General features: G+C 57.2%; 15 protein-coding genes. 2 read left to right on the top strand and 13 right to left on the bottom strand.

Annotation, left to right across the window (positions count from 1 at the left end; translation table 11 throughout):
• Positions 1-12: 12 nt before the first annotated feature.
• The 11 genes from AAEU42_RS00075 to AAEU42_RS00025 form a co-directional block, all read right to left on the bottom strand.
• Positions 13-4,209 (bottom strand): hypothetical protein, encoded by a 4,197-nt coding sequence (locus AAEU42_RS00075; RefSeq protein WP_342231472.1) that lies wholly within the window; start codon positions 4,207-4,209, stop codon positions 13-15.
• An 18-nt stretch (positions 4,210-4,227) separates the two neighbouring features.
• Positions 4,228-4,590 (bottom strand): HK97-gp10 family putative phage morphogenesis protein, encoded by a 363-nt coding sequence (locus AAEU42_RS00070; RefSeq protein WP_342231471.1) that lies wholly within the window; start codon positions 4,588-4,590, stop codon positions 4,228-4,230.
• Positions 4,587-5,096, bottom strand: coding sequence for a hypothetical protein (locus tag AAEU42_RS00065; protein ID WP_342231470.1), 510 nt, complete (start codon positions 5,094-5,096; stop codon positions 4,587-4,589). The genes AAEU42_RS00070 and AAEU42_RS00065 overlap by 4 nt, the downstream gene beginning before the upstream one ends.
• The gene (locus AAEU42_RS00060) at positions 5,096-5,737 is read right to left on the bottom strand and encodes a hypothetical protein (RefSeq protein WP_342231469.1); all 642 of its coding nucleotides are present in this window, start codon (positions 5,735-5,737) and stop codon (positions 5,096-5,098) included. Before AAEU42_RS00060 ends, AAEU42_RS00065 begins: the two co-directional genes overlap by 1 nt.
• A 317-nt stretch (positions 5,738-6,054) precedes the next feature.
• Positions 6,055-6,414, bottom strand: a complete 360-nt coding sequence (locus AAEU42_RS00055) for a hypothetical protein (protein WP_342231468.1) — start codon at positions 6,412-6,414, stop codon at positions 6,055-6,057.
• Positions 6,415-6,441: 27 nt separating this feature from the next.
• Entirely contained in the window at positions 6,442-6,744 is a 303-nt protein-coding gene (locus AAEU42_RS00050) for a hypothetical protein (protein WP_342231467.1), read from the bottom strand.
• Between the two features lie 157 nt (positions 6,745-6,901).
• Positions 6,902-8,077 (bottom strand): phage major capsid protein, encoded by a 1,176-nt coding sequence (locus AAEU42_RS00045; protein WP_342231466.1) that lies wholly within the window; start codon positions 8,075-8,077, stop codon positions 6,902-6,904.
• Between the two features lie 2 nt (positions 8,078-8,079).
• A complete protein-coding gene (locus AAEU42_RS00040; RefSeq protein ID WP_342231465.1) occupies positions 8,080-8,781 on the bottom strand; it encodes a head maturation protease, ClpP-related in 702 nt (233 codons plus the stop codon).
• A complete protein-coding gene (locus AAEU42_RS00035; protein ID WP_342231464.1) occupies positions 8,778-9,938 on the bottom strand; it encodes a phage portal protein in 1,161 nt (386 codons plus the stop codon). Before AAEU42_RS00035 ends, AAEU42_RS00040 begins: the two co-directional genes overlap by 4 nt.
• Positions 9,939-9,951: 13 nt before the next feature.
• On the bottom strand, positions 9,952-11,616 hold the full coding sequence (locus AAEU42_RS00030; protein ID WP_342231463.1) for a terminase large subunit domain-containing protein: 1,665 nt from the start codon (positions 11,614-11,616) through the stop codon (positions 9,952-9,954).
• Positions 11,594-11,944, bottom strand: coding sequence for an RNA polymerase subunit sigma-70 (locus tag AAEU42_RS00025; protein WP_342231462.1), 351 nt, complete (start codon positions 11,942-11,944; stop codon positions 11,594-11,596). The genes AAEU42_RS00030 and AAEU42_RS00025 overlap by 23 nt, the downstream gene beginning before the upstream one ends.
• Positions 11,945-12,807: 863 nt before the next feature.
• Here AAEU42_RS00025 and AAEU42_RS00020 point away from each other — a divergent pair.
• Entirely contained in the window at positions 12,808-13,023 is a 216-nt protein-coding gene (locus tag AAEU42_RS00020) for a helix-turn-helix domain-containing protein (protein WP_342231461.1), read from the top strand.
• 1,276 nt (positions 13,024-14,299) lie between these two features.
• Here the strand turns inward: AAEU42_RS00020 and AAEU42_RS00015 are convergent.
• On the bottom strand, positions 14,300-14,692 hold the full coding sequence (locus AAEU42_RS00015) for a hypothetical protein (protein WP_342231460.1): 393 nt from the start codon (positions 14,690-14,692) through the stop codon (positions 14,300-14,302).
• Positions 14,689-15,006 carry a hypothetical protein gene (locus AAEU42_RS00010; protein ID WP_342231459.1) on the bottom strand — a complete coding sequence of 106 codons (318 nt, stop codon included), beginning with the start codon at positions 15,004-15,006 and terminating at the stop codon, positions 14,689-14,691. The genes AAEU42_RS00015 and AAEU42_RS00010 overlap by 4 nt, the downstream gene beginning before the upstream one ends.
• A gap of 69 nt (positions 15,007-15,075) precedes the next feature.
• On the opposite strand from AAEU42_RS00010, the gene AAEU42_RS00005 reads away from it, so the two are divergent.
• Positions 15,076-15,231, top strand: coding sequence for a hypothetical protein (locus tag AAEU42_RS00005; RefSeq protein WP_342231458.1), 156 nt, complete (start codon positions 15,076-15,078; stop codon positions 15,229-15,231).
• Positions 15,232-15,238 lie beyond the last annotated feature (7 nt).

Genomic DNA, 15,238 nt, shown 5'->3' with positions numbered 1-15,238 from the left:
ATCCTCACTCCTCTATCTGGACAGTTTGTCCAGGGTTTTTTGCACTGCTGCTGAGATTTGCCCGGAAGTCAGACTGGACGCCTCATTGATGGTGACATTTGCCGCGGCGTTGCGCGTAATATTGGTGGTGGTTTGAGTAACCGCCCTGGTCACGGTGTCGGCCACAGCTCCCACCGCTCTGGCCATACTGTCTGCGGCAGACTTTGCCGCCGAGGCGTAAGGCGTGTATCCATCCTCACCTTTGTGCCGTTGGTCGTTGTTATACATATCCTGCGCCACACCCAAATCCACGTCATGGGCCCTGGCAATGGCTCGTACCTCGTCAGAGTAGGTTTTCCCGCCCCCGCCGGATGAGCTCTCCCCCTTGGAGGCGTACTTAGATTCCAAGCGGCTTACCGCCGCCTGATACTCTGCTTCCAGGCGTTTGAGGGTCGCCTGGTATTCCGCCTCCAGTTGAGCCACCTTTGCGTTATAATTGCTCTCGGCCTCGGTAAGGGCCTTGTCCGCAGCGTCCTCCGCTGCGGAAATTTGCTCTCGAACGGCATCCTTCTCCGCCTCTTTCTCCCTGTAAAAGGCAGTGTCTTCTTTGTCTCGGATGGCTTCTTCCAAGGCTTCCTGAAGGCGGAGCACCTCTTTTTCCCACTGTGCCCGGTCTTCGTTCGTCCGGGCAAATTCCAGCTGGGCCTTGGCTGCTGTAAGCCGTTTTTGAGCAGCGGCGATGACAGCGTCCTGGTCCTCGTCTTCGCGTAGCTCCTTTCTGGCCTGGATCTCGGCATCGATGCCCGCAATGATAGCATTGAGCCTGTTTTTCTCCGCTGCCAGCTCGTCTTTGATCTGCTGCTTTCTAGCGTCATAGGCCTGCTTCGCGGCGTCCTTTTGTGCCTGGTAGGCCTCCTTTGCGGCAGCTTTCCGGGCCTCATAGCCGTCTTTCAGCGCATCCAGCTCGGCGTCCAAGGCTTCTTGCAGGGCCTTTAGCTGATCTTGGTACGCCTTCTCGGCGGCCTCCAGCTCTGCCTTGCGTTGATCCTCGATCCAGTCATGGAGCTCCAGTGTAGCGGAGCGCCAAGCCGCGGAATCTTGTTCCAAGTAGGAGTCACGGAGCCGGGCCAGTTCGGTATAATATTGCTGATCGTCATAAAGGCCCATTCGATGAAAATAATCCAGATCCGCTCTTTGGTCATCATAGGCATCCTGGTTATACTGCGCAATTTCCTTTTGACGCTGGCGCTCCGCCGCTAACCATTCGTCAGTACCCTCTTCGAAATATTGTTCCTGAAGCGTGTTGAGCCCGTCAAGATACTCTTCCCTGGTGATCTTTTCGTTCTCCAGCGCTTCCTTCAGTTCCGTCAGGTCACGGTCATAAGCACCCTTCTGCCAAGCATGGAGCTCTTCGTCCCATTTCTTTCGTTCATCCGCGTTCTCGGTAAGATACCGGTTCGCATATTCGCCTTTTCTGGTGTAATACTCCCGCTCAGATATCTCATCCATGGCCCGCTGGTGGTCCAGTTCCGCCACGGCGGATTTATAATCCTCCAGATCCTTCTCCGCCTGTGACTGTTCCTTTTCAGATGTCTTGCCCGAGCTCTTTCCTGAAGTCTTTGTACCGTAGTCGCGCGCAAGGGTAGCGCCCGCCCGATCCACCGTGCCCAACTTCTTCTCGGCGGCGTCCAACTGCAAAAGAGCATTGGCCGCGCTGGATTCCACTCCGCGAAGATATTTGATGGTCAGGTCGTTTTCCGTGACCTGCCGCATGTATGCCTCTCCCTTGTTGGCAAAATCGTTGCTGGATGCCAATTCGGCAAAGTGGGCGTTCATTTTGACCCTGGCCTCCGCCTGGAGGGCCTCAATTTTACGCCTGATGGCATCCGTGGTCTCGTCGATACTGGCAACCTCATCTGAGTTCTGAGTGATCAGCGCCACAGCAGCGGCCTTGGCCTCTCCCAAGGCGGTGGTATACTCCGCCTTCTGGGCGTCCATGTAATCTTCCAGCGCCCCGTTGGCCAGCCGGTAGCCTCCCTCAACCTCTTCCAGGTAGTCTTCCAATCCGGAGGAAATGAGCTTTTCTACAGTATCCAAAGTCAAATATCCGCTGTCCGCCGCCTCTCCCTGGGCCTTGGCCAGAAGTTGATATCCGTCCTTGGTATCTGCAATGACGCCCTTGAGGATTTCCATGCTGGAGGTTGTTTCCTTAGCGGCATTCCCGGAATTGCTGATGCTTTCCGCAGTCTGTTCAGCAGACCTCTGCAAGCCGTTGTATGCGGTCTCCAGCTCTACAATTTCAGCATTATTGAGCCCCTGTGCCTTTGTAACATCCTCAAAGCGCTTTTGTGCAGTCACCAGAGAATCATTAACCTCGGCGGACGCCTGCCAATATTCCTGCGTCCACATCGTTCCGTTTTGGACCATTTCGTCTTTCCGGGCCTGGGCTTCCTCCAGGTCTCGGGTGGCGGTGGCCAGCTCGTCGGCAATGGCCGCCTGATCCTGATACAGCTCGGTCAGGCGCGTCACCGCCTCCTGCCGCTCCTCCTGGTCCGCCATAGCCTGGGCATAGGCCCGGATAGCAGCAGTGGATAGGTTGAGGCTGTCCGTCTGTGCGTCATATGCTAGGGAGAGATTTGGGACGGCCTCGTTGAGCTGACCCACCAGAGACAGCATGGTCTCCTTCTGGGCGTTGGTCTTATCCTCCGTCTCTGCCAGTTGGGCCAGAGCCGTCACCATGTCCTGGGTTTTGGTGTTCTCGTCCGCTATTGCCTGCTTGGTATCTTCGTACGCCTGCCGGCTCTCATTGAGCTTGTCCGTCAGGGTTTCTGTCTTTTCCGCCGTCAGGGCCGCCGTCAAGGCGTAAGAGCCAAGGATGGCGATCAGGCTGCCGATCACTGTAATCACGGCGGTAACAGGGTTGGCCGCCATGGCCGCGTTGAGCCCTGTCTGGCTTGCCGTAGCCGCAATGTCTGCTGCTTGTTTAGCCCGCAGCGCCGTGGTAAGGGCACCATATGCAGTAACAGCCCCAGAAACTACCGTTGTCCCCATTCCGACCAATTTGAGCATGGGCCCCAGGGTGGCGGCGAAAAGCAACGCCTGGGTCACGTTTTTCCGGGTTACCTCATCCAGGTCGCCGAAGGACTGGAGCAACCCATTGACCTGTGTGATGATAGGAGTGACAATGGGGAGTAGCTCTTCTCCCGCCGTGGCGGCCAGTTCCTTTAAGCTCTCCTGGCAGACCCGAAGTTGGTTGGCCGTCCCGTCAAATGTCCGTGCGAAATCACCCTGGGCGTTCTGGGTCTGGGCGAGGACGTACTGATAGCGCAGCTGGACCTTTTCCAGCTGGTCCATACTGTCATAGGCTGTACTGTACCCCTCGGCCAGAGCATATGCCTTCAAGTTGGCTTCGGTCATTACCACGCCCAGGTTTTTAAGGGTCTCAGTCTCGCCGGTGAAAATCGCTTTGAGGGCTGTCCCAGCTTGATCGATGGAAATATTTTTAAACGATGCGAGATCTGCTGCCAGGTTTACTAGCGTGGTGGACATGGCGGCGGCCTGGTCGTCCGCAGCCCCCATGGAGGTGGCCATATCGCCGTACAACGCGGCCATGTCCAGCGCCGTCCCTTTGGCAAGGCCGATAGAGTTCAGGGTAGTGTTTGCCCACGTCTGTACGCTTCCGGCGGCAGAGCCAAAGGCCACTTCCACCTTGTTGACCGATTCAGCGGTGTCGGAGGCGAACTTCACCGCCGCGGCGCCGGCGGCCATCAGGGGCGCCGTCACCCCGGCTGACAGCCTGTTCCCTGCGCTGTCCAGCGACGTCCCTGCCTCCTGGAGCGACTTGCGGAGGTTATCCAGCTTAATGTTGTTGACCTCTTCCAGGCGCTTTTGAGCCTTCTGCGCTTCCACCTGGACATAGGACAGCTCCCGGCGGATGGCCTCGTACTGCTCCACATTTTTGCTCTCGCCCTGCTTGTCCAGCTCGGCTAGGGCCTTTTTCAGCGTTTCCGCCTTATCCTGGGTCTGTTGGAGCGCCCGCTGGGCTAGTTGCTGAGTGCGGCTGAAATTTTCAGAGTTCCACTCCAACTTCAGGCTGTTGCGCAGAGTGTCCAGCTCCGTCTGCGTGGTTTTGATGGAGCGGTTGGCGCTATCCAGTGCAGTCTTGAGCTTCGTGCTGTTCCCGCCGATCTCAATTTCGATTCCCTTGACGTACTTGGAGCCCAGCGCCATATTTTTTACCTCCAAAAATTAAAGCCGGTCCACCAGCTCTTCTATGATTTCGTCCGCCGCTTCCAGAACAATTTTTCTGATATGCGGCTGGGCCGGCTGATGCTGGTTCCCATATTCCAAGATATAAGTCAGCCACGGCTTTTCCGCATTGTAAATGACCTTTACCTTCTCGTGGTTCCGGGTGACTGTTTTGACCCGCCAGCCCTTGGCATACCCGCCCGTGTCCTTAGGACTGCGCTGTCGAAGCCTGTCCCGGATTTGTTTCGTTCTTTTTTCTATAATTTCGTCCAACGATTCCTCGGCGTTCATGGCCTCTTTCCCAAGCAGGTCTGACAATGCCTCTCCAAACTCTTCCAGGGAGATTCCATCCGCCACCGTCACCGCCTCCTCGGATAGAGCGACAACAGCTCGTCGTCCGTCATGGGTCTATACCATTTACTTTCCGGATCTCGCAGCTCCGCCGCCCGATGGGCTACCGCCACCAGATGCAAAATTGGCAGGTCATAGATCAAACAAAGATCCACTCCTATGCAGGCCAGCAAGGCCAAAACCCTGTATTCATCAAAAGCCTCTCCTGTCCCCTCCTCAGCTGACGGCAGCCCCATCTGCGGGTCTGGCGCTAACAGGGCAGCTTTCGCGACGCGGGCTTTGTCCAAAAAATCAGGATCTTTGCGGGCCAGCCTGGCAAACTCCAGCAGTTCCGGCCTATCTGCCACTGGAATCATCATGTGGCACATACGCAGCAGCCGCCCCTCTGCCTCCGCCGCTGAGACGCATCTTGCCAAATCATTTACAATGCTGTTCCCATACTCCGCCCGGTAGCGCAGAGCGGAGATGGCGGCGGGGTCCAGCCTAAAACGGACCCCGCCGATCTCCATAGCAATCATCAGCCGCCGGATGCCGGGGCAGCCATCTTAGGCACCGGAACGGTGTCTCCGAAGGTCGCATACCCATCATCTCCGGGACGTGCGGTGTACATGAAAACCTTGCGCCCCATGCCGTGGTCATCCACGTACTCCTTGGTACCATCCGGCCCCATCAGCGGGTCTCCGTACACCCGCGCAGGGTAGGTATAACTGCCGAAAGCCACCGAGCTCTCGTCAGTGGAATGAGTGCCGGAGCCCTTGCCCAGCTCCACGTTGTACATCCAGCATTTGACCATGCTGACAGCACCGTTTTCGTCCCGCTCTTTGAACTCGTAGTACATGGCCCCCCTCGCATACTGGACCTGTTCCACGCTCAAAAGGCCGGATGCACCCTCCATGGCGAAACCGGCGGCCTTGTCCAGCTCAGGGTCCGGCGCCGTGGTCCCGAACTCAACTTCATAGCCTTTGTCGTTGGGGACCCGGAAGAGCAGCCGGTCATCTGCGTACTGCTCTGCGGCCTCCAGCAAGGTCGAAGGGTTGAGACTTTTAGCATAGAGCACCTTGAGCATAGCGTCCTCAGCAGCGTACCCGCTGGACGTCTTCAGCGCAAACTTGACATTTTCCACGCCGTGGTAAGCGGCGGCTTTACTTCTATTTGCCATTTGTCATCCTCCTCATAGTTGTGTCTATGATCTGACACTCGATCATGTATCTGGTGTAACCTGTCTCAGCATCATAGCTGATTTCGGGCTCTTCTTGGTATACGCCTGACCCTTCCAACTCCCTCAGCAAGCATTCAATTCGTTGGTCGAGCTCAGACTTTGTGTAAAAATCCACCTGGATATGGTGGATTAACAACGGGCCTCCGGTTTGTCGTTGCCCCGCATATTCCTGCCAAACCACGTACCTATTTCCTGGCTGGTCCGGGGCAACTTGGTGATAAACCGGCAGGCCGGCTTTCAATAGAACAGCGGCAAATTCAGGCAAAGTCATAAGTCTCACCGTCCTCAACAGTTCGAAGGGAAAGGTCAATGGACAGTGGCCGCACAGCGGCTGGGTATTGTACCTGTACGATGATATACTGGTCACCACTCCCCAATATCGCTACCTGGTCCGTTTTAAGCACTCCACACCTGGGAACACGAATAACCCGGTCGACCCTTGCTTGTGCTGCCTTGGCCGCATAAAAGCGGGTCACTCCAACAGTTCTCTCCTGATAGCGCAAGGCACACTTTTTAACAAGCCCTTTGACCGGTCGAAAGCCAGCCTCGCCGACATTGTCAACATCACATATGGTCACCAGACCATCGTTATATGTTTGAACTTCGCTACGGCTCATCCGGCTCCCTCCTGCGGTATTGATCCATCACAGAAAGTCTGGATGCTCTTTTTCATGGCGCTTCACCTCATACTCCGCATTCAGCGTGTTCAGCTCCGTGGAGAAGTCTGCGGCGAAGTCCTGGGAGGCCCCCGCCAGGTCATACCGGGCAAAGTCGAACAGGAGCTTACGGGGCTGTCCCTCTTTTTCATAGTACAGAAATTCCCCGGCAATCCGATCCAGGTAGGCCATCCCACGCTCCAGGATGCCGGTCAGCTTTCGGTCCGCGGCCTCGTCCGCCCAGGTATAATCCAGGTAGTTCCGGGCCGCCTCCAGCAGCGTGTCGCTCATCGTCTCGCCTCCAAGATTGCCGCAGTAATCTCAGCCTTCGTGTTCTGGGCGCCGACCCCTTCCGCCCCAACCTCTCCGGCCATGGCCAAGAGCTGGGCCTTGGTCATGGTCTGGAGGTCGGCGGCGGAATAGGAAGGCTCAACGGTCTGCGCCCGCCTCAGTTTCCCGAGACCGCAGCCTCGGTCTTTACCGTCAGCACGTAGGGCTTCAGGCCGGAAATGTCGAGGTACACAAAGGCGTTCTCGTCCATGGCCCGGCCATAACCATAGAGGAAAATGGCGTACATACGGGTCCGCTCCAGGAACTTGTAGCTGTCGTCATACTCGATCTTGCCGCCGCTCTGAGTGCCAACCCCCATGAAATACTTGCTGGCAATCCCCATGACGGCCTTCCCGGCGGGGACGGCGGCGGACTGAATAACAGTAGTGGGGAACGGGAACACGTCGTGGTTGAAGGTCCCGTCGGTGGCCCGCACAGTGGTGGCGGGGAACACCTTGGTAAAATAGTCGCTGGGGTTGACCACCAGGACAACGGAGGGCACCGTCCGGCGCACACCGTTGGGCCCCTGGGTCAGCGTATCCAGAAGGCTCCCGTAGGTCTCAGGGGACAGGTCAGTGACCATCACGGCGTCCTTCACGGAATAGACGCCGTCCACCGCCCCGGTCAGCTTGCGGTCCATTCCGATGGGCATATCCTTGCCGGTGCCGTCCACGATGCCCACTTCCAGCTGAACAGCCAAGGCCTCGGTCAGCAGTTCACGGACATAGCGGTCCAGCCAGGCGGGACCCAGATCCAGCATATACCGGCTCACGGGGATGTAGGCGGTCAGAATGGCCAGGGAAAGGTCCAGCTCCAGGAAGTTGGCGGACAGTTCCCCGTCGAAGCCGCTGCCGATGGGGCCCCACTTGGCCGCCCCGCCGGTGGTGGAGAGGATGATCTTGACGAGGGCGCCGGTATTCTGGAACCGGATGGCGCTAAGAAGGGGGTGGCTCGCCTTGATGTCCTCAAACACCGCATCGATGACGGTCTCCGGCAGAACGGTGTCGATACCGGTCAAGGCCTGCTTGGGCAGCTCATTTTTCATGGCCTCGATGACCTTCTCGTAATAGCCCTTCTCCTGGGAGGTCAACACCCTGCAGCCCCGGGCGGCCAGAATGCCATTATCCTGCTGAAGCTGCGTCTCCCGCACGTCACCCAGAATGCGCTCCTGGATACTGTCGGCCAGGTCGCTCCACGCCTGGGCAAAGTCCTCCGATTTGTTCTCCCGCACGGCCTCGGCCATGCGCTGCATGATGTCGTTGCGCTCCTTCTGGAGCTGGTCAAGGTTTTTCATTGTTACGCTCTCTTTCCCGCGCACAGCGCGTCAAAAAATGTGGATACGGTCTTTTCCTCCGGCTCCGGGCCGGGGGAAGGTTCCGGACCTTCCTTGGCCGGTGCGGTCAGGCGGTCAAAAACTAGGCCTCGGGCCGACTGGCTGGGGACCTTGGCCTTGGCCTGCCCCTGGATGGCTGTCGCAAATCCCATCGCCAGGGCGTCGGCGGGTTTGATCCAGGTTTCCTCCGCCAAAAGCCGCTCCAGCTCGGCATCCCCGATAGATACCTGCTCCCGATAGACGTTGGCCGCCGTCTCGCTGATGACCTCTAAATCCTCCGCCGCCTTACGAAGCTCCTCGGCGTTCCCTTCCGCACAGGTCCAGGCGTTGTGGATCATGAGCAGCGATGCGCTGTTCATCACACGCTCCTCCCCCGCCATGAACACAACAGAGGCGGCGGAACAGGCAAAGCCATCGCACACCGTCTTGACCCTGGCCTTGTGTCGCTTCAGGGCGTTGTAAATTGCCAGCCCTTCGGCCACCTCTCCGCCATAGGAATTGATGTACACGTTGATGCGGTCCACGTCCAGGCCCGCAATCTCCTGGGACAGGTCATAGGCGCTGACGTCGCTCTCCATCCAGGGGAACGAGGTGATATCCCCATAAAGGGAAAGGTCCGCCTCTCTGGCCGCCTCGTCGGTCACAAGCTGATAATACTTTCTCATACTGTCTCACCTCCTTCCAATGCCTTTAAAAGCTCCTCTACCGTTGCGTAGTTTTTGGTGATGAAATGCTCCCAGGCCCACGGCTCATTGATAAGCGGCTGGCCCAGCAGCCCCCGGATATCGTTGATGCACACCACACCGGAGGAGACCAGCTTGTCGATGTTCCCAGAGGAGGAGAGCAGGTCGATATGCTTGATGGCCGATGTATCCACCCGCAGGTAGTTCCCCCGCAGATACCCCGCCTTTCCATACCGCTTGCGGTTGATCTCCTCCTGGATGTTGTCCGCCAGCGGGTCCACACAGAAGGTCAGGAGCTGATCGGTGGCCGAGCTCACGTCCTGAACAGAGCCGTTCAGCAGGGCGGGCGGAATACCGAACCCCCTGGCGGTGAAGTCAGTCACATCGTCGATCATGCTGCGGATGTCCCGGGTGCTGTCAGCGCTGTACGTCTTGCTCGAAATAGCGGTATAATCCATTCCCTTGTAGACCGGCAGTATCGCATTCTCCGCCTCGGCGAAGCGTCTGAAGTCCGCGTTCTGGATGGCCTCATACCGTTTCCGAAAGTCAGCGTTGCTCATCATCTGCACATCCAGGGACATGGTGCCCTTTTCGCCTCTCGACTTCTGGTAGCCCTTCATCCCGTAAGCGATGAGCTTGCCGTAGGACAGATAGAGCCCGTTTGTGATGCGCCGCATATTCTCTTGGGTCAGCTCAAAGAACAATACCTCCGACTGGGAAAAGGTCCGACCAAAGGTAAACTCCCCTACTGTCACCTGCTCAAAAAGGTCCTCGTACAGGGCATACTCCCGACGGACATAGCTGTCGGCCACGTAGAGCTTCCCGCCCTGATCCACCACAAGGGCAGTCCTGGTGTTGTAGAGCTGGTGGACCAGCTTGTGGAGAAAGGCGGTGCTGTTCTGGTTCTGGTTGGGCTCGATGTTCCACAGGTAATACTCCGCGCCCTTTTTCTCCACGTCTCCCTCAAAGGTCTTAAACTCGCATTTACTCAGGGCGTTGCCCGCCAAATTGACGCAGGACTGGAAGGCCAGCTCCCGGATGTAGAGGTCGGTAGCTAAGTCAAAAAACTCGCCCTCTGTGACAGGCTTGGGCTCCTCCCCGGTTTTCCCTGTCAGCCATTTCCAAAAGTGAAACGCCATATTTCCCCTCCTCTCATCCGATGATAACGCCTAGCTCCGGCAGGTCCCCGGACAGCCCGGTCCCGTTGTCCTCCTCCACGCACATGGCAGCGGCGAGGGCCATAAAGGGATCGGTTTTTCGGCTCTTGGCCTCGATCTTGGCGTAATAAAAATTGCCCGTGTCCGTGCCTTCTCTGCGGCCGGACCGGACAAGTTTCGTGTTGTTGACCGCCCACCGCAGGGGCGGGTTGTCCCCCCAGGTGAACCAGTGATTATTGAAACAGCTGTCAATGATGGGCTGGACCTTCATGATGTCGCTTGGCCGGGTAAGGTAGACGTTCCCGAACTCTTTCGCCCCAAAGCCGATCTTGAGGAGGGCGTCCCTCATCAGGGCATATCGGAAATTATCCAGCGCCACCGTCTTGACGTAGTATTCCTGAGCGGTCCGGGCAATGTACTCCGTCAACAGCTCCGGGGCGATCTCCACGTCGTCTACCGGCGTCACCAGCCCCATATCTGCCCACGCCCGCCATGGGGCCTTGACACGGTTCAAGTCCGGGTTTCGCCGGCACAGCCAGTAGTGGCCGAAGTCTAACCGCTCGCTGCCCCGCTGAAAATGGAAATCAACCGCCGCCCAATCCCGCAGGCTGGCGTAGTCGATGCCCACGGTACATGTCAGCCCCCGTAGGTCAGGTAAAGGGGTGTTGGTGGCGGCGATATTCGCCCACTCCGTGACAGCGATTTCCATGTTGGATCGGGGTAGGTTCATCCGCTTGGTGTAGAAGTCCAGCTCCGTGCTCTTGTCATAGGCCAGAGCGGTGAACTCCTGCTCCATTTGGATGCGCAGGTTTTCCAGGTACGGTAGAGACGGGCAGGCCTTGACCCACGCCGTCTTGTCCCTCACGTCCTCCTCCCCGTCCGCCTTGTAGAGGAGCGGGCACAGGCGGCTGTCCGGAATCTCCCCGTTCAGCACGGCGTGGGCGATCTCCAGGTCCTTGTCCAGAACCCCGTCCCGCACGTAGCCGTTGGTAGTGATCTTGAACACCCGGCTGTGCCTGCGCTTTCCGAAGCCGGATTTGAATACCCGGATGCTGTCGTCGTTTTCGTACTCATGCTCCTCGTCGAAGATGAGACAGGCGGATCGCTTGCCGTCCTTGGTCCTGGCGTTGGAGGTATTGAACTTGATATAGCTACCTGTCCGCAGGGATTTGATGAGCTCCCTGGACTTGTAGAAGAAACGCTTGAGTTTGCCCCAGTTGCGCTCCAGCATTTCATAGACGTCCTCGAAGGAGGTCTTGGCCTGGTCCTCCGAATTGGCGATGATGTCCACGTTATATCCCTGGACACCGTGGTCTGGGGTAGTGAGATACCAGGCTAACCCGGAGATGAATCCGTTCTTCCCGTTCCCCCGGCCCATCATGATAAGAAATTCCGTGAACACCAGCGTGTCATCCGGGTAATAGCAGTGGACCAGGGCCAGGACGAACAGCTCCCAATCCATCAGCACCATGCCGAAGTATTTCTCGATGAGTTCCCTGGCCCGCTCCGTCTTTTCGGCGTCGATGACGACGCCGGGGGCGGTCAGCTTCCCGGCAATATACTCCGCCGCCTGCCGCATCTCTTTCGAGGACGGGCGGGCTCCGGTGCGGATGGCGTCCAGATAGACGTCGATGTACTTACAGCCGGTCCGCTTCTCCATCCCCATCACCGCCGGTATTGGTGGGCTCGTCCGTATCCAGGCCCAGGCTGTCCATGATTTTGAGCATTTGGGCGCTGACCTTCAAAAGGTCCGGGACGGAATCGTTGGTTTTCTTCCCCGTCTCCATCCCTGCGGCGGTCACCACCGGGACTTTTTCTCCCCTGTCTCGGATGTCCTCAAAGAGGCCTGTCTTGATGTCGTAGAGGCCCATGTAGTCCTCCACCAAATCCGTATAGAACTTCCCCACGGTCCCGTTGCGCTCCAACTGGTCCAGCAGGTCCTGCCGGATCTCCTCCCGCCTCTCATCCTTCTTCATCGCCTTCTTCATCTTCTCACCACCTCCTGAAACTCTCACATGCGCGTGCCTGCCTCTTTTGTCCAGGACCGTGCCGAGTAGGCCGTCCCGTCTTAAAATCCAATTTTTTGACCGGGGGGGGTGTCACCACCTCTCCATGGTCAACGGCGTTCTTGTCTCTGCTTCTCTCATCCGCTCCGGATGACAAACTGTCTCATGGCACTCCTTGCAGACGGATATGAGATTCCTCTTCCACTCCCCTGTCGCAGGGTCTTGGATGTAACGCACTAAGCCGTACTGCGGATACTCGTCCAGATGAAACATGTGGTGAACTACAACCGCCCGCCTATGCTTGTGGTGTGCTTTACAAATTTGGCACTCGTTGTTGTCATCCTTGAGGACTTCCCGTCGCAGTTTTCTCCACGCCCTGCTATCATAAAAGGCTGTTGTGCTCGTTTCTCATCACCCGCCCTCCAGTGTCTTTTACCCCAGATATCTACGAAAAGAGCCGTCCACCAAAGTGGACAGCTCAAAATTTTCATATTTATTTTCTCAAACCGCTTGACATTTACACGCTTCCGTGTTATTATAATATCAGAAAGGAGGTCAAGCATTGAGCAAGAAAAAGAAAAGCGGCAACAAGGAGCAGCCCGCCAGCTACATCACCCTTGTTACCGCCATCATCAACCTCGTGGTTTCTCTCATACTGCTGTATGAAAAGCTCACGAGTTGAGGCGAGGGGGAGCAATCCCCCTCCCCTCAAATGATAGCAAATAAGCCGCTCAATGTCAAACACTATGGATACTTTGGTTTATGTGCTCCTTGGGGTCAACATCGTTCTTTCCATCGTCGCCATCATTCTGTCCGTCAAGGCCATTCGGAACGGGAGGAAGTAAATGCCTGAATTTTTATCGGTTACGGAGTTTGCCGCCCGCCACGGGAAAGACCCAGGCAACGTCCGCCGCCTGATTCAGCAGGGACGCATACCGGCCCAGAAGGTGGGCAAACAGTGGGTCATTGCCGCCGATGTGGAACCGCCCGCAGACAAGCGGGTGAAGTCCGGGCAATACAAAGACTGGAGAAAAAAAGTGGCCAAGCCGCCGGAGGAGTGATCCCCCGGCGGTCTTTTTGGTCCTGGCCCTCACAGGTATCCAGAACACGATAATTAGCGCCACCATCAGCCTCATGCGGCCAAGAGTGACATATACCCGATGCGCCGCGTCTTATCACCGGCCAGCCCGGCCCAACCAGTCCAGACTACCTAGCTTCTCGCGCTTCCTCGCTCGCTGTCGGGCTTGGTGGATAGCGCCGGAATCGAACCGCCTTCTGCCATAGGAGCCTAGGTCTATGGCCGACATCTCCATCTGTCCCGCTATCCGCATGCCCCCGTCTTTCCGGGGCGTCAGCTCCGTGGCCTTTGGAGCGGCAAACTTATCTGCGGCTTGGAAAACCACCTTGCCGCTGCCCGCTTGGGGCCCTGACTAAGCCTCCAGGTTACTGCCAATGCCCGGATCGTGGGCTGGCCTCGCAAGGAGACAATGGAGCCGGGAGGCGGATTTGACCCGCCACACGTCTACGGCGTTGTCCATGGCCGCCGCTTCCGCTTCTGCTACCGCACCCAGCGAGTGTGCGCTTCCCGCTTAGATTGTCACACGCAGATCATAGAGGTGACATGCGCAGTTTTCAGCAGGATAGCGCCGTGGTAGTTATCGCCCTACGCAAACGTCCGGCTTTCACGGATGGGAGCGACCCAACATTCCCCATGCTGTTGTGTGCGGGGCCGTGTACTTGCCGCAACCCTGCGTCCGGTGCCGTCCGGACTTCTCTGTTTGCCCCTGCCGTCCTCATGCGGATGACTTGGGCATAGGGCCGGCGGGATTTGGATTGTCCCACCGGCGCGAGAAAGATAGGCACAATGTCGAAAAGAGGCCAACCACTCAACCTCTTCCATGATATTATTTTAAGCTATTGACATGGCTCTGAGCAATCAATCCATCAAGCCATAATTTTTAGCCACTCGTTTTATAAAATCCTGATGCCACCGCCAAGCAGTTGCAATGCCACATGGTACTGCCAGTGCCGCCCCCTCCAGCGTGTGAGACCTGTCCCACAACACCAGCCGGATCACCTTGAGCCTGTCCGCTCCATTGCGGTATTGCTCCGTAGTCTCCACGGCCCGCCGAACCGCCTCATACTCCCTCTGCCTAGTCGAAGGCAGTTCCCGGATTGCCAAGCTCTCCAGGCCACGCCCGCCTCCTCCACCCCGAGGCATCCCGGAGTAGTCCGCGGTCACGCTTTGGCTATGTAGATTGGCATACTCCTCGCACAGTGCCGGGTAGCGGCGTATCATGCCCTTTACGTAGGGCCACCAATCAAAGCGGGGTCTGCTCATGTTTCCTCCAAAACCCAATCGCCAGGGACATAAGGTCCGCACTCCATTGCATCACACATTTTGCGCAGACGGCATCCATCCTTGCAGTGTCCAGCATCTTGGGTTTCTTTACAGTATTGCTGGGCTTCTCCCACCGTCCAATCAGACAGGGGCTTGTCCATCTTCTTCATCGGCTTCTCCTCCGTTTCGGTGGCTTCACCAATATGGTCCTCCACCACCTCATAGCCCATCAGGTATGCGGCTTCGAGGGGATGCTTGTTACACCACTCTTCGGTACAGCGGTCAGGCCCAAGCGGACACACATTGCAAGGGCCCGGACACATAAATCTCACCTGTGCGTTCCTGATATCATCAAAGACCGCTCCCGTCTTGGGGTCTCGGAATTTCATGGGGTGTCCTCCTCTCCCTCCGGCAAGTCCACACGAGCGCCGTCATCACAGTACCCGTCTGTTTCCTTGTGGATATGATATTTGTGGCAGTGCATAACGCCAGCATCGTCTTCTTGCCCCCAGCGGCAGTCCCGGCAATGCACCACCGGTGCGGCGTCCACGGTGAGGGATTTTCCGATGCACAGGTCTTTTACTATGTGGAGCGTATCTCTAACCGCAATGTGCTGCGGCGTCATGAATTTATCATTGGCAAAAGGACTGCGAAGCAATCCATTGATCTGCTGGAGTACATCGTCCGCATCAATCAGTCTCATGTTTTTTCTCCCCCGGCACAAGCCGGACAAAATTGTTATTTGGGGCACACTAGCCTTGAGGTGATAGAGATGTCCTACGTCAACCCGGCTCTGCGACCCAAATTTGAAACACTGCCCATCGATCTGAAAAACGAGATCCTTGCCCGTGACGTCACCCTCAGCAATCTCAACGACCTGATCCATGTCCTCCAGGAGATCGTCGACGAGGCCAAGGCCGCCCCTTAATTGGGGT

Source organism: Pseudoflavonifractor phocaeensis (assembly GCF_038439875.1).
Classification (GTDB): domain Bacteria; phylum Bacillota; class Clostridia; order Oscillospirales; family Oscillospiraceae; genus Vermiculatibacterium.
Note: the sequence above shows the minus strand (reverse complement) of the source record. Positions and strands in the feature narration are given on the sequence as shown.

Excerpts from the sequence above, each read along its gene's own strand:
- AAEU42_RS00035 (WP_342231464.1), bottom strand. The coding sequence starts at position 9,938 with ATGGCGTTTCACTTTTGGAAATGGCTGACAGGGAAAACCGGGGAGGAG.
- AAEU42_RS00075 (WP_342231472.1), bottom strand. The coding sequence starts at position 4,209 with ATGGCGCTGGGCTCCAAGTACGTCAAGGGAATCGAAATTGAGATCGGC.
- AAEU42_RS00005 (WP_342231458.1), top strand. The coding sequence starts at position 15,076 with ATGTCCTACGTCAACCCGGCTCTGCGACCCAAATTTGAAACACTGCCC.
- AAEU42_RS00065 (WP_342231470.1), bottom strand. The coding sequence starts at position 5,096 with ATGATTGCTATGGAGATCGGCGGGGTCCGTTTTAGGCTGGACCCCGCC.
- AAEU42_RS00010 (WP_342231459.1), bottom strand. The coding sequence starts at position 15,006 with ATGAGACTGATTGATGCGGACGATGTACTCCAGCAGATCAATGGATTG.
- AAEU42_RS00030 (WP_342231463.1), bottom strand. The coding sequence starts at position 11,616 with ATGGAGAAGCGGACCGGCTGTAAGTACATCGACGTCTATCTGGACGCC.
- AAEU42_RS00050 (WP_342231467.1), bottom strand. The coding sequence starts at position 6,744 with ATGAGCGACACGCTGCTGGAGGCGGCCCGGAACTACCTGGATTATACC.
- AAEU42_RS00015 (WP_342231460.1), bottom strand. The coding sequence starts at position 14,692 with ATGAAATTCCGAGACCCCAAGACGGGAGCGGTCTTTGATGATATCAGG.
- AAEU42_RS00060 (WP_342231469.1), bottom strand. The coding sequence starts at position 5,737 with ATGGCAAATAGAAGTAAAGCCGCCGCTTACCACGGCGTGGAAAATGTC.
- AAEU42_RS00020 (WP_342231461.1), top strand. The coding sequence starts at position 12,808 with ATGCCTGAATTTTTATCGGTTACGGAGTTTGCCGCCCGCCACGGGAAA.
- AAEU42_RS00045 (WP_342231466.1), bottom strand. The coding sequence starts at position 8,077 with ATGAAAAACCTTGACCAGCTCCAGAAGGAGCGCAACGACATCATGCAG.
- AAEU42_RS00025 (WP_342231462.1), bottom strand. The coding sequence starts at position 11,944 with ATGAAGAAGGCGATGAAGAAGGATGAGAGGCGGGAGGAGATCCGGCAG.
- AAEU42_RS00055 (WP_342231468.1), bottom strand. The coding sequence starts at position 6,414 with ATGAGCCGTAGCGAAGTTCAAACATATAACGATGGTCTGGTGACCATA.
- AAEU42_RS00040 (WP_342231465.1), bottom strand. The coding sequence starts at position 8,781 with ATGAGAAAGTATTATCAGCTTGTGACCGACGAGGCGGCCAGAGAGGCG.